Annotated in this window: 12 protein-coding genes; all 12 read right to left on the bottom strand. The window is 67.4% G+C overall.

The features are described from left to right. Positions 1-50: 50 nt before the first annotated feature. The 12 genes from VA613_RS11410 to tgt all read right to left on the bottom strand — a co-directional run bounded on the left by VA613_RS11410 (position 51) and on the right by tgt (position 12,803). Positions 51-1,925: a potassium transporter Kup gene (locus VA613_RS11410; protein ID WP_324779138.1), complete on the bottom strand. Its 1,875-nt coding sequence runs from the start codon at positions 1,923-1,925 to the stop codon at positions 51-53. Between the two features lie 22 nt (positions 1,926-1,947). After that, positions 1,948-2,247, bottom strand: a complete 300-nt coding sequence (locus VA613_RS11405) for a ferredoxin family protein (protein WP_324779137.1) — start codon at positions 2,245-2,247, stop codon at positions 1,948-1,950. Positions 2,248-2,257: 10 nt separating this feature from the next. Continuing rightward, positions 2,258-3,559 carry an FAD-dependent oxidoreductase gene (locus tag VA613_RS11400; RefSeq protein ID WP_324779136.1) on the bottom strand — a complete coding sequence of 434 codons (1,302 nt, stop codon included), beginning with the start codon at positions 3,557-3,559 and terminating at the stop codon, positions 2,258-2,260. Then, complete coding sequence (locus VA613_RS11395; protein ID WP_324779135.1) at positions 3,556-4,647, bottom strand: electron transfer flavoprotein subunit alpha/FixB family protein; 1,092 nt, start codon at positions 4,645-4,647, stop codon at positions 3,556-3,558. The genes VA613_RS11400 and VA613_RS11395 overlap by 4 nt, the downstream gene beginning before the upstream one ends. A gap of 17 nt (positions 4,648-4,664) precedes the next feature. Beyond that, complete coding sequence (locus VA613_RS11390) at positions 4,665-5,516, bottom strand: electron transfer flavoprotein subunit beta/FixA family protein (protein WP_324779134.1); 852 nt, start codon at positions 5,514-5,516, stop codon at positions 4,665-4,667. Between the two features lie 18 nt (positions 5,517-5,534). Then, on the bottom strand, positions 5,535-6,224 hold the full coding sequence (locus VA613_RS11385) for a response regulator (protein ID WP_324779133.1): 690 nt from the start codon (positions 6,222-6,224) through the stop codon (positions 5,535-5,537). Beyond that, a complete protein-coding gene (locus VA613_RS11380) occupies positions 6,221-7,693 on the bottom strand; it encodes an ATP-binding protein (protein ID WP_324779132.1) in 1,473 nt (490 codons plus the stop codon). The genes VA613_RS11385 and VA613_RS11380 overlap by 4 nt, the downstream gene beginning before the upstream one ends. Before the next feature lie 138 nt (positions 7,694-7,831). Next, positions 7,832-8,428, bottom strand: a complete 597-nt coding sequence (locus tag VA613_RS11375) for a DedA family protein (RefSeq protein ID WP_324779131.1) — start codon at positions 8,426-8,428, stop codon at positions 7,832-7,834. Between the two features lie 84 nt (positions 8,429-8,512). Next, entirely contained in the window at positions 8,513-9,445 is a 933-nt protein-coding gene (secF, locus tag VA613_RS11370) for a protein translocase subunit SecF (RefSeq protein WP_324779130.1), read from the bottom strand. Between the two features lie 10 nt (positions 9,446-9,455). Then, positions 9,456-11,270, bottom strand: coding sequence for a protein translocase subunit SecD (gene secD / locus VA613_RS11365; RefSeq protein WP_324779129.1), 1,815 nt, complete (start codon positions 11,268-11,270; stop codon positions 9,456-9,458). Between the two features lie 65 nt (positions 11,271-11,335). Then, entirely contained in the window at positions 11,336-11,653 is a 318-nt protein-coding gene (gene yajC, locus VA613_RS11360) for a preprotein translocase subunit YajC (RefSeq protein WP_324779128.1), read from the bottom strand. A 46-nt stretch (positions 11,654-11,699) separates the two neighbouring features. After that, positions 11,700-12,803 (bottom strand): tRNA guanosine(34) transglycosylase Tgt, encoded by a 1,104-nt coding sequence (gene tgt, locus VA613_RS11355; protein ID WP_324779127.1) that lies wholly within the window; start codon positions 12,801-12,803, stop codon positions 11,700-11,702. Positions 12,804-12,921 lie beyond the last annotated feature (118 nt).

The raw sequence follows: 12,921 nt of genomic DNA, 5'->3' as shown, positions 1-12,921 counted from the left end.
GTGCCGGCGGACCGCCGGCGATGCAGCGGGGACGGCGCGAAAGGGCCCGCTCAGATTTCGAGCTGGGCGCCGAGCTCGACGACGCGGTTGGCGGGAATCCGGAAGAAGGTCATCGGGCTCGCCGCGTTGCGTGCCATCGTCGCGAACAGGTGTTCGCGCCACAGCATCATGCCTTCGCCGCGGGTGGGGATGACGTTCTCGCGGCTGAAGAAGAAGGTCGTGTCCATCAGCTCGAACTGCATGCCGCAGGGGCATTCCGCCAGGGCCCTGGGGATGTCGACGTCGTCCATGAAGCCGTAGCGGATGACGACGTGGTAGAAGCCCTCGGCCAGCCGGGTCATCTCCAGACGGCGTTCCGGCGGCACGAACGGCACCTCGGCGTAGCGCACGTTCAGGATCACCACGCGTTCATGGAGCACCTTGTTGTGCTTGAGGTTGTGCAGCAGCGCGGAGGGGGCGCCGCGCGCGTCGGCGGTCATGAACACGGCGGTACCGGGCACCCGAAGCGGTGGGTAAGCGAGCAGCATCTCGACGAAGGGTGCGAGCGGCTGTGCGTTCTCCTGCAGGCGCTGCAGCACGATCTCGCGTCCCCGCTTCCAGGTCACGAGCAGCGTGAACACCACGAGCGCCACGAGCAGCGGAAGCCAGCCGCCGTCGGGGATCTTGGCCGCGTTGGCGCCGAAGAAGGCAAGGTCGATCACGAGGAAGGCAGCCACGCCGGCGAGCGTCAGCGTGGGGCCGAGATCCCAGCGCACGCGCATGACCATGCCCACCAGCAGCGTGCTGATGACGAAGGTGCCGGTCACGGCGATCCCGTATGCGGCGGCCAGGTTGCCCGAGTTGCGGAAGCCGAGCACCAGGAGCGCGATGCCGGTTGCCAGCGTCCAGTTCACGAAGGGAATGTAGATCTGGCCCGCTTCGGTCGCCGAGGTGTGGCGGATGACCAGGCGCGGTGCGTAGCCCATCTGGATCACCTGGCGCGTCACCGAGAAGGCGCCCGAGATGACCGCCTGCGAGGCGATCACGGTTGCCGCGGTGGCGAGGCCGATCATCGGATAGAGCGCCCAGCCCGGCGCGAGCAGGTAAAACGGGTTGCGCAGGGCGCCGGGCTCGGCGAGCAGCAGCGCGCCCTGGCCGAAGTAGTTGAGCACCAGGGTCGGCAGGACGTAGGCGAACCAGACCCGCTGGATCGGACGGCGGCCGAAGTGGCCCATGTCGGCGTAAAGCGCTTCCGCGCCGGTGATCGCCAGCACCACTGCGCCGAGGATGAGCAGGCTGGCGGTGCCGTGGCTGGCGAAGAAATGCAGGGCATGAATCGGCAGGACCGCCTCGATCACCTGGGGGTGCCGCGCGATGCCGAGCGCGCCGAGCAGGCCGAGGACGCCGAACCAGATCAGCATGAGCGGGCCGAACAGCGTGCCGATGGCGGCGGTGCCCTGGCGCTGGATGACGAACAGCCCGACCAGGATGCCGAGCGCGAGCGGCTCGATGAACGGATGCAGCGCGGGTGCCCCGATCTGCAGGCCTTCGACGGCGGAAAGCACCGAGATCGCCGGGGTGATCAGGCTGTCGCCGAAGAAGAACGATGCACCGAGAAAGCCGAGAGACATCAGCAGCAGGCGGCTGCGCGAGGCCAGCGGGGCCTGGCCCTGCACCAGCGCGAGGAGGGCGAGGATGCCGCCTTCGCCCTTGTTGTCGGCCCGCATCATGATGAGGACGTACTTCACCGACACGACCAGGATCAGTTCCCAGAAGATCAGCGAGAGGATACCCAGCACATTGTCGGGGCTCAGCATCAGGTGGTGCCCGCCGAACACCTCCTTCATCGTGTAGAGGGGGCTGGTGCCGATGTCGCCGAAGACGACGCCGAGTGCGCCGAGGGCAAGCGCGCGGGTGTTGCGATGCGCCTGGTGAGGCTCATTCATGTCCGTGAGTGTCCGCGACGACTCATCCGAACTTATACAGGATGCCGAAGCCGCCGCGCGGGTAATCCCAGTCGACGTTGTTGAACTGGTCGCAGATGATACGGCAGGTGCCGCATTCGAGACAGCCGTCGGTGATCAGGCTGACCCGGCCTGATTCGCTGCTCCAGCAGCCGGCGGGGCAGCACACCACGCATGCTTGGGCTTCGCAGCGGGTCGCGCAGATTTCGGCGTCCTTGATCCGGATGTGCGGTCGGCCGGCATCGACGCGATAGCGGTTGAGATAGAGTTTCTTTTCGATCAGGGCCTGGACGGTGGGCGTCATGGCACTCTCCTTATCGGGTGGCCCGCCAGAGGCGGAAGGCGTCGCCCAGCAAGCCCAGCAGAGAGCGCCGTTCGCGGAAGGCCTCGAGAATCTCCTTCTCCTTGCGGCGCTTGTCCACGCCATCGACGCGGATCATGGTGTGGGCGGCCTGGTTGAGCAGGGCCGGGTAGTCGGTCAGGAACTGCCGGTGACGCTCGAGCGTCACCGGCAGGCGGCGATACTTCTTCAGGTCCTTCATGACGAAGCTGGCGTCGAGCCGGCTGCGATAGCGTGCCAGGTTGGCCGCGGTCGCCGGCTGCTTTTCGCGAAAGAGTTCGATCAGCGTCTCCGCCGCGAACTGGCCGGTCGTCATCGCCAGATTCGAGCCTTCCCGGTGCATGGCGTTGACGAAGCCGGCCGAATCGCCGACCAGCATCCAGCCGTCGCCATACAACTGCGGCAGCGCGTCGTAGCCCCCCTCGGGAATGAGGTGCGCGGCATATTCGCGTGGCTCGCCCTCGGCGATCAGTGACGCAACCGCGGGATGTGCCTTCATCCCTTCCAGTAGTTCCACCGGCGAGAGGCGCTGGCGCTTGAGGTCCGACAGCATGCAGCCGATGCCGATCGAGATTGAGTCCTTGTTCGTGTAGAGGAAGCCGGTGCCGAGCATGCCGTGGGTGATGCCGCCCACCATCTCGATCACTGCGCCTTCCTGGCCCTTCAGGTTGAAGCGCGCGTCGATCGTTTCCTTGGGCAGGAAGATGACCTCCTTCACAGCCAGCGCGGCGTGCTCCGGCCGGATGTCCTCGCGCAGCCCTGCGCGCGTCGCGACGAGCGAATTTGCGCCGTCGGCGAGGATCACGGCGTCGGCATAGATGCGGCCCTCATCACGCTCGACCTCGACGCCGATGACCCTGCCCTGCGCGTCGCGCAGCAGCGCCTTCACCGTCGTCTCGCACAGCAGCAGCGCGCCGGCCTTCTGCACCTGGTCGGCGAACCACTTGTCGAAGCGCGCCCGGATGATCGTGTAGCGGTTGTGGGGCGGTCGGGCGAACTCGGCGGAGCGGTAATGGCCGCCAATGTACGATTCCGCGTCGAGCACCCACATCCGCTGCTCGATGATGTGGCGCTCCAGCGGCGCACTTTCGCGGAAGTCGGGGATCAGGCGCTCGAGCGCGTCGGCGTACAGGATCGCGCCCTGCACGTTCTTCGACCCCGGGTATTCGCCGCGTTCGATCTGCAGGACGCTGAGGCCTGCCTTGGCGAGGGTGTAGGCGGCTGCGTTGCCGGCCGGCCCCGCGCCGACCACGATGACGTCGAATTTCTCGCTCATGCGACCTCCTTGACCGGTCTGCCGAGGTGGCGGGCGAATGCGCGGGTGAGCGCGGGCAGCACCTGAACGCAGTCGCCCACGATGCCGTAATGCGCGAAATCGAAGATGGGCGCGTTCGGGTCGCTGTTGATCGCGACGATGCAGTCCGACGCCTCCATGCCGACCCGGTGCTGGATCGCGCCGGAGATACCCGCCGCGATGTAGAGCGCCGGGCGCACCGTCTTGCCGGTCTGCCCGACCTGGCGGTCGGCGCTGATCCAGCCCGCGTGGATCGCGGCGCGCGTGGCACCGACCTCGGCGCCCAGCACGCCGGCGAGCGCCCATACCAGCCGGAAGTTCTCCGCCTTGCCGAGTCCCTTGCCGCCGGAGACGACGATCTCGGCGTAGGGCAGGTGCGGCGTGTTGTCCTGCGAGTCGGGCAGGAATTCGAGCAGGCGGGTGACGACATGGTCCTCGACGAGGCCGGGGTCGAAGTCGACGATCAGGCCGCGCCGCTCCGGCTGCGGCTCGGGCATCGGCATGACGCGGTGGCGCACGGTGGCCATCTGCGGCCGGTAGTTGAGCGTGACGATGGTGCACAAGAGGCTGCCGCCGAAGGTGGGGCGGGTGGACAGGAGGCAGCGGTCCTCCGGGTCGATCGCCAGTTCGGTGCAGTCGGCGGTCAGGCCGGTTTTCAGCGTGGTCGCCACCGAGCCCGCGAGATCGCGGCCGAGTGCCGTGGCGCCCAGGAGCAGGATCTCCGGCTTGTGCGCGTTGACAAGCCGGGTCAGCGCCTGGGTGAAGGGTTCGTTGCGGTAATGCCGCAGCACGGGGCTGGCGACGCGGTAGCAACGGTCGGCACCATAGTGGAACGCGGATTCGCAGAGGGCGTCGAGCTCCGCGCCGGGCGCCCCCATGACCACGGCGCACAGCTCGACCTGCAATTGCTCGGCGAGCTGGCGTCCCTGGCCCATGAGTTCCCAGGACACCGGATGGACGTGTCCGCGTTCGTTCTCGATGAAGACCCAGACGCCGCGGTAGGCGAGCAGGTGTTCGTCGAGTTTGATCTTGCGCTTCTTGAGCGGCTTGGCGGGGGGCGTGGCGGTCATGGCGGCTGAGTGCGGGGTTACGGGGCCGAGCGGCGCTGCTCGAGTTCCTTGCGGACTTTCGGCATGTCGGCGAGAAGCTGCTCGAGCAGGCCGGTGGCAGCGCTGTCCGGATCGGCCGGGTCGAGCGGAATCAGCCTGGCCTTCTCGGCGCGCGGCGTCGGGCCGAAGACGCGGCTGACGATGGTCGGGCTGCCCTTGAGGCCGACCTGCTTGATGTCTTCGATGCCGGCGGCGGTGCGGTCCCAGTGGCGGATGGTCGCGCGCGCCGCCCGGAACATGTCGGGCGTCGACGCGAAGCGGACCTCGTTGCTTCCCTCGAGCATGGTCACCAGCGCGGGCAACGCGGTTTCGAGGACCTGTACGCCGCCTTCGGCGCGGCGCTCGACGACGATGCGCCGTTTGGCAGGATCGATCTCGACGATGCGCGACACGTAGGTCAGCAGCTGCATGTCCATGCGCTTGGCGATGCCGGGGCCGACCTGGGCGGTGTCGCCGTCGATCGTCTGCTTGCCGGTGAACACCAGGTCGACCGGCCGCTCCTGGTCCAGCGTGCGGATGGCGCTGGCCAGTACATAGGACGTGGCGAGCGTGTCGGCGCCGGCGAAGATGCGGTCGGTGACCAGGATGGCCTCGTCGCAGCCGAGCGAGATCGCCTTGCGCAGCGCCGGCTCGGCCTGGGTCGGCCCCATGCTCATGACGGTGACGTGGCCACCGAGCTGATCCTTCAGGCGCAGCGCCGCCTCGATCGCGAACAGGTCGTAGGGATTGATGATCGCGGGCACGCCCTGCCGCATGATCGTGTTGGTGACGGGGTGCACCCGGATGTGCGCGCTGTCGGGGACCTGCTTGATGCAAACGACGATATGCATGATGACGGGGTGAGGGGCTCAGGGTTGAAAACGGTAGCCGACGCCGGTTTCGGTGAGGATGTGGCGGGGCCGGGTTGGGTCGGTCTCGATCTTCTGGCGCAGGTGACCGACGTAGACGCGCAGGTACTGGTGGCTTTCCACCGCCTGGGCGCCCCAGACCTGGGCGAGCAGCTGGCGGTGCGTCATCACCCGGCCGGGGTGGGTGGCGAGGCACAACAGCAGGCGGTATTCGATCTGGGTCAGGTGCAGCACCTCGCCGCGGCGCCGGACCGCGCGGTTGACACAATCGATCTCGAAGTCGCCGAAGCGGATCAGCGGCGGCTCCTGCTCGCTGCCGTGGCCGCGGCGCCGCAGCAGGGCGCGCACGCGCGCCAGCAACTCCGACACGCCGAAGGGCTTGCTCAGGTAGTCGTCCGCACCGGCGTCGAGCGCCGCGACCTTGTCGGTCTCCAGCGAACGGGCGGAGAGCACCAGGATGGGCACGGCCGACCAGCCGCGAAAATCGCGGATGAACGGGATGCCGTCGCCGTCGGGCAGGCCGAGGTCGAGCATGACCAGGTCGGGCGATCGCGCACCCAGCTCGACGCCGGCCTGGCGCAAGGAGCCGGCCGCCGCCACGTGGTAGCCCTCGCTCTCGAGCGCCGAGGCCACGAATTGCCGGATGTTGCGATCATCCTCGACGACCAGGATCCGGACGTCTTCGCTCATGCCGGGACCTCCAGTTCCGCCACGTGCGGCGGCTCGCCAAGCGGCAGGCGCAGGCTGAAGCACGCCCCGCCGCCGCTGCGGTCGGTCGCGTCGACGCTGCCGCCATGCGCCTCGACGATATTGCGGACGATTGCGAGGCCGAGTCCGACGCCCGGGATGTTCGATTCGCGCTGGCCGCGGCGGAAGAGTCCGAACAGTTCGGCCTGCTCGGCAGTGGGCAGGCCGGGGCCGCGATCGCATACGCTGATTTCCAGCCAGTTGCCAGCTTGCGTCGCGGACAGCGTGATCTCGCTTTCGGGCGGGCTGTATTTCGCCGCGTTTTCCAGCAGGTTGCACAGCGCGCGCTCCATCAGCACGGCGTCGAATTCGAGCGGTGGCAGCGCCGGCATGATCTCCACCTTGACCGGATGCTGCGCGAGCTGGAGCCGCATTTGCTGGAGGCTGGCACCGACGACCTCCTCGACCGGCTGCCAGGCCTTGTTGAGCGTGATCTCGCCCGATTGCAGGCGCGCCATTTCGAGCAGGTTGCTCACCAGGCGGTTGATGGTGAGGGCCTGGTCGCGAATCGCGACGATCATGGCCTGCTGGTCCCCGGGGTGGGCCGTGCGACCTTCGGCGACCGTATCCGCCATCCCGACCAGCGCCGTGAGCGGCGTGCGCAGGTCATGCGAAAGGGCGGAGAGAATCGTGTTGCGCAGGCTTTCGGACGCCATCCGCACGCCCGTTGCGCGGGCGAGGTCGGCGTAATGGATGCGCTCCAGCGCGACCGCCACGACCGATGCCATGGTCTCCAGCAGTTCGCGTACCTGGGCCGTCAGGGTCGTCGCGTCGTCGAGTGCGAAGACGAGGACGCCCTGCAGGCCCTTCGATACGCGCAGTGGCACCGCCGTGAGGGTGCGCCCGCGGCTCGGAACCGCAAGGATGGCCAGGTTCCGGCTGGCAACGATGTCCGCCAGCCCGGCCGGCGTGAGCGGCTCGGGCAACGCCTCGGCCGCGCCCGGCGCGAGGATGCGCAGATCGTCCACGCGGAACAGCGTGGCGAGGAAATGCTCGCTGATCCCGAGCACGTCCGCGCGCGTCCGGGCAGCGGTCAGCTGGCTCGCCAGCAGGTAGAGCGCGCGCGAGTGCTGCTCGCGCAGTTCCGCGTGCTCGACGTGACGTTTCAGCCGCGATGTCAGATGGCCAACCAGCAGGGCGACCCCCAGCATGATGCTCGCGGTGATGAGATGCTGCGCCTGCGTGATGGCGAGCGAGAACGCAGGCGGAACGAAGACGTAGGCAAATGCCAGCGAGGCCAGCAGGGCGGTGACGGCAGCCGGGCCGCGCCCGGACCAGACGGCCATGACGACCACCAGCAGGACGTAGAACAAGGCGACGTTGGACAAGTCGATGGCCGCCCGCAGAGGCGCGATCAGCAACGTGAGCGCGATGCAGGCAAGAATTCCAAGTCCGTATGACTTGATACGCACGATCGGGACAGGTGAAAGTCGGACGCAGGGGGTCGGTGCGTCATGCTACCCGCGGCGGGATAAAAAAGTTGTAAAAACGGCGCCGTGGCGCGTCAGGAGGCCGCTTTGACGGGCCACGAGGGGAAGGTCAACGCGGGCTCAGCGGCGCCGCTGCCACCAGACGTAGCCGCCGATGACGAGCGCGACGAAGGCGACGACGCCCGCGGTGATGAAATGCTGGTATTCCCGGATCAGCGCTTCATTGCCGCCGAGGAGGTAGCCGAACACGGTGAGGACCAGCGACCACAGGCCGGCGCCGAGGCAGGTGTAGAGCGCGAACGCCGCCAGGCGCATGCGGGCGAGTCCGGCGGGAATCGAGATCAGGTGGCGGATGCCGGGAATCAGGCGGCCGGTGAACGTGGATACGGCGCCGTGGCGGGCGAAGAAGGCGTCGGTCTTGTGAAGCAGTTCGGGGCGCACGAAGAAATAGCGCCCCCAGCGCTCGAGGAAGGGGCGGCCGACCCACAGCGCAACGTAGTAGTTGATCGAGGCGCCCACCAGACATCCGGCCGTCGAAGCCAGCATGATCATGCCGAAGCTCATGTGCCCCTGGTGCGCGAGATAGCCGGCCGGAATCAGCACCAGCTCGCTGGGGACGGGCAGCACCGTCGATTCCAGCGCCATCAGGACGAAGATGCCGGTGTAGCCCCAGTCGTGGACCGTGGCGAGAACCCAGGCGATGAAATTTTGCAGCATGGCGGCGAGCGGCGAGCGGTGAGCGGTGAGGGGTGAGGCGTGAGCGGCAGTGCGCTTGCCGCCTCACGGCTTCCGGCCCACTGCTTACACGACGGCTTCCTGTTTCTTCTCGACCGGCTTGATGAAGTGCTCGCGCTTGACGCCGAACATCAGCAGCAGCGGCGACGCCACCAGGACCGACGAATAGATGCCGAACAGGATGCCGATGGTCAGCGCCAGGGCGAAGTTGTGCAGCGCCTCACCGCCGAAGAACAGCATCGACAGCACCATGATCTGGGTCGAGCCGTGGGTGATGATGGTGCGGCTCATGGTGCGGGTGATCGCGTCGTCGATGATGTGCGGGACGGTCGCGCCGCGCATCTTGCGGATGTTCTCGCGGATCCGGTCGAACACCACCACCGACTCGTTCACCGAGTAGCCGAGGATCGCGAGCACGCCGGCGAGGACCGTCAGCGTGAATTCCCACTGGAAGAAGGCGAACATGCCGAGGATGATCACGATGTCGTGCAGGTTGGCGAGCATGCCGGCGAGCGCGAAGCGCCACTCGAAGCGGATCGCCAGGTAGGCCATGATGCCGAAGGCGACGACCAGCAGCGCCAGCGCACCGTTGTCGTAGAGCTCCTTGCCGACCTGCGGGCCGACGAAGTCGACGCGCTTCAGCTCGATCGCAGGGTTGCCCGGGGTCAGCGCGGCCATTACCCGGTTGCTGGTCTCGGAGGCGTTGGCCTCGCCCTTGTTGGGCAGGCGGATCAGGACGTCGCGGCTGGTGCCGAAGGTCTGCACCGACACCTCGGGCAGGCCGGTCTTCTCGAGCGCGGCGCGGATCGCCGGCAGGTCGGCGGGCTGGCTGGTGTGCACTTCCATCACGGTGCCGCCGGTGAAATCGACGCCGAGGTTGAGGCCCTTTTCCCAAAGCGCCCAGACCGCGAACAGGAAGGTGACGAGCGAAATCATGGTGGTCACCTTCCCCCAGCTCATGAAGGGGATGGTTCTCTTGAACGGAAAGAATTCCAGCATGAGCGGATCCTTAGATCGAGACTTTGGCCAGGCGCGGCTTGCGGCCGTAGGTGAGGTTGACCATGGCGCGCGACACCGTGACGGCGCTGAACATGGAGGTGAGGATGCCCAGGCACAGCACCACGGCGAAGCCGCGCACCGGGCCGGAGCCCAGCCAGAACAGCGCGACGCCGGCGATCAGCGTGGTCAGGTTGGAGTCGAGGATGGTGCCCCAGGCGCGGTCGTAGCCGGCGTGGATCGCCGCCTGCGGCGTCGCGCCGTTGCGCAGCTCCTCGCGGATGCGCTCGTTGATCAGCACGTTGGCGTCGATCGCCATGCCCAGCGTGAGCGCGATGCCGGCGAGGCCGGGCAGCGTCAGCGTCGCCTGCAGCATCGACAGCAGCGCGATCAGCAGGAAGCCGTTGATTGCGAGCGCGATCGACGAAAACAGGCCGAACACGCGGTAGTAGATCACCATGAACAGCGTCACGGCGAGGAAGCCCCAGAGGTTCGAGTGGAAGCCCTTGCGGATGTTCTCGGCACCCATGCTGGGGCCGACGGTGCGTTCCTCGACGATCTGCATCGGCGCGGCGAGCGCGCCCGCACGCAGCAGCAGGGCGACGTCGGAGGCCTCCTGCGCGGTCTCCATGCCGGTGATCTGCACGCGTCCGCCGCCGATCTCCTCGCGGATCACCGGCGCGGTGATCGCCTCGGCGACGTTCTTCTCGATCAGCAGGATCGCCATGCGCTTGCCGACGTTCTCGCGCGTCACGTCCTTGAAGATGCGCGCGCCCTTGCCATCCAGGTTGACGTGGACGGCGGCCTGGCCGCTGGTGCTCTCGAAGCCGGGGGCGGCGTCGGTGATCGAGTCGCCGGTCAGCACGACGTCCTTCTTGACGGCGATCTTGCCGCCGCCGCGCAGCGGCACGATGTCGTCGCCGAACGGCGCCTGGCCCTGCTGGATCGCGGTCGGATCGGCCTGCTCGTCGACCATGCGGATCTCCAGCGTCGCGGTGCGCCCGAGGATGTCCTTCGCCTTCGCGGTGTCCTGCACGCCCGGCAGCTGCACGACGACGCGGCTCGCGCCCTGCTGCTGGATCACCGGCTCGGCGACGCCGAGCTCGTTGACGCGGTTGCGCAGCGTGGTGATGTTCTGCTGCAGCGCGAATTCCTGCACCTTGGTCTGGGCCTGCGGCTTGAGGCGGGCCGCGAGGGTGAAGCCGTCGGCCTGGTCCTCGGGGGTGAAGGCGAGGTCGCCGAAGACGTTGGCAAGCTTGTTGAGGGCGGCGTCGCGCTGGTCGCGGGTGGCGAAATGGACGGTGACGGCGTCGCCCTGGCGGGTGATGGCGCCGTAGCGGATCTTGTCGCCGCGCAGCTCGGTGCGGAAGTCGTTCTGGTAGCGGATCGCCGCCTTCTCCAGCGCCGCCTTCATGTCGACCTCGAGCAGGAAGTGGACGCCGCCGCGCAGGTCGAGGCCGAGATACATCGGCAGCGCATGGATCGACGACAGCCACTCGGGCGACGCCGACACCAGGTTGAGCGCGACCGTGTAGCCGTCGCCGAGGGCACCCTGCAGCGTGTCCTTCGCCTTGATCTGCAGGTCGGTGCTGGCCACCCGCACCTTGATGCTGTTGCCCGCCAGTTCGACGCCCTGGTAGCCCAGACCCGCTGATTTCAGCGCGGACTCGACGCGGCCGAGCAGGGCGGTGTCGGCCTTTTCGGTGGTGCGCACGGGCGACACCTGCACCGCCGGGACTTCGCCGAAGAAGTTGGGCAGGGTGTACAGGAAGGCGATCACCAGCGTGATGCCGATGAGCACGTATTTCCAGAGCGGGAAACGGTTCATGTCAGGGGACGGGGGTCAGGATGCGGGATGCAGGACGCGGGATCGAAGTCTCCCCGCCCGTGCGTTTACAGGCCCTTGATCGTGCCTTTTGGCAGCAGGGTCTGGATCGACTGCTTCTGCACGTGGGTGACCACGCCGTCGGCGATCTCCAGCGAAATGTACTGCTCGCCGATCTTGACGATCTTGCCGACCTGGCCGGCGCCCGTGACGACTTCGTCGCCCTTGGCCAGCTCCGACAGCATCTTCTTCTGCTCCTTGGCGCGCTTCATCTGCGGACGGATCAGCATCAGCCAGAACAGCACGAAAATGATGACGAGCGGAAGGAATTGCTCGAAACCCGGCGTGGCGGGGGCGGCGGTTTGCGCGTAGGCAAGCGAAATCATGGTCAAACGCTCCGAAACAGGGCAGGTCAGTCAAATCCGGACGATTCTACCACCCGCGTGCCTGCATCTCGTGAAAGCCGGCCGCGAAGTCGGCGAAGCGGCCGGCCTCGATCGCCGCGCGCATCCCGGCCATCAGGCGGTGGTAGTAGTGCAGGTTGTGGATCGTGGCGAGCCGCGCGCCGAGGATCTCGCCGGCGCGGATCAGGTGGTGGACGTAGGCACGGGAAAAATGCCGGCAGGTGTGGCAGTCGCATTCGTCGTCGATCGGCGCCGTGTCGAGCTTCCAGCGCGCGTTGCGGATGCGCAGCTCGCCGCGCCGGGTGAACAGGATGCCGTGGCGGGCGTTGCGCGTCGGCAGCACGCAGTCGAACTGGTCGATGCCCTGCGCGACCGCGGCGACCAGGTCGGACGGCGTGCCGACGCCCATCAGGTAGCGCGGCTTGTCGACCGGCAGCTGCGGTGCCGTATGGGCGAGGATGCGCGTCATGTCCTCCTTCGGCTCGCCGACCGACAGCCCGCCGATCGCGTAGCCGTCGAAGTCCATCGCGACGAGCTCGCGTGCCGATTCGTCGCGCAGCGTCTCGTACATGCCGCCCTGCACGATGCCGTAAAGCGCGTTCGGGTTGCCGGCGTGCGCCGCCTTCGAGCGGGCCGCCCAGCGCAGCGACAGCCGCATCGAGTCGGCGGCCGCGCGCTCGGTCGCGGGGTAGGGGGTGCACTCGTCGAAGATCATGACGATGTCGGAATTCAGCGTGCGCTGGATCTGCATCGAGATCTCGGGCGTGAGGAAGAGCTTGTCGCCGTTCACCGGCGAGGCGAATTTCACGCCGTCCTCGGTGATCTTCCTGAGCTTGCCGAGGCTGAACACCTGGAAGCCGCCCGAGTCGGTGAGGATGGGCTTGTCCCAGCCCATGAAGCGATGCAGGCCGCCGTGCGCCTCGATCACCTCGAGTCCCGGCCGCAGCCACAGGTGGAAGGTGTTCGACAGCACCATCTCGAAGCCGATGTCGGTGATCTCGGCGGGCGACATCGCCTTCACCGTACCGTAGGTGCCGACGGGCATGAACACCGGCGTCTGCACCGTGCCGTGCGCGAGGTGGAGCTGGCCGCGGCGGGCGCCGCCGTCGGTGGCGAGGAGGTTGAATTTCATGGAGAAGGAGATCGCTGTTGGGTCTTCCAAAGGTCACGACAACAATCCGTTCGCGCTGAGCTTGTCGAAGCGCTGTATGCACCGCGATGGGGCTTCGACAGGCTCAGCCCGAACGGTC

This window comes from Thiobacillus sp. SCUT-2 (assembly GCF_035621355.1).
Lineage (GTDB): Bacteria > Pseudomonadota > Gammaproteobacteria > Burkholderiales > Thiobacillaceae > Thiobacillus > Thiobacillus sedimenti.
Note: the sequence above shows the minus strand (reverse complement) of the source record. Positions and strands in the feature narration are given on the sequence as shown.

What these genes read in the sequence shown, in the direction of transcription:
- VA613_RS11375 (WP_324779131.1), bottom strand. Translation starts at nt 8,428, where the DNA reads ATGCTGCAAAATTTCATCGCCTGGGTTCTCGCCACGGTCCACGACTGG.
- VA613_RS11385 (WP_324779133.1), bottom strand. Translation starts at nt 6,224, where the DNA reads ATGAGCGAAGACGTCCGGATCCTGGTCGTCGAGGATGATCGCAACATC.
- VA613_RS11395 (WP_324779135.1), bottom strand. Translation starts at nt 4,647, where the DNA reads ATGACCGCCACGCCCCCCGCCAAGCCGCTCAAGAAGCGCAAGATCAAA.
- VA613_RS11390 (WP_324779134.1), bottom strand. Translation starts at nt 5,516, where the DNA reads ATGCATATCGTCGTTTGCATCAAGCAGGTCCCCGACAGCGCGCACATC.
- yajC (WP_324779128.1), bottom strand. Translation starts at nt 11,653, where the DNA reads ATGATTTCGCTTGCCTACGCGCAAACCGCCGCCCCCGCCACGCCGGGT.
- secF (WP_324779130.1), bottom strand. Translation starts at nt 9,445, where the DNA reads ATGCTGGAATTCTTTCCGTTCAAGAGAACCATCCCCTTCATGAGCTGG.
- VA613_RS11400 (WP_324779136.1), bottom strand. Translation starts at nt 3,559, where the DNA reads ATGAGCGAGAAATTCGACGTCATCGTGGTCGGCGCGGGGCCGGCCGGC.
- VA613_RS11405 (WP_324779137.1), bottom strand. Translation starts at nt 2,247, where the DNA reads ATGACGCCCACCGTCCAGGCCCTGATCGAAAAGAAACTCTATCTCAAC.
- VA613_RS11410 (WP_324779138.1), bottom strand. Translation starts at nt 1,925, where the DNA reads ATGAATGAGCCTCACCAGGCGCATCGCAACACCCGCGCGCTTGCCCTC.
- tgt (WP_324779127.1), bottom strand. Translation starts at nt 12,803, where the DNA reads ATGAAATTCAACCTCCTCGCCACCGACGGCGGCGCCCGCCGCGGCCAG.
- secD (WP_324779129.1), bottom strand. Translation starts at nt 11,270, where the DNA reads ATGAACCGTTTCCCGCTCTGGAAATACGTGCTCATCGGCATCACGCTG.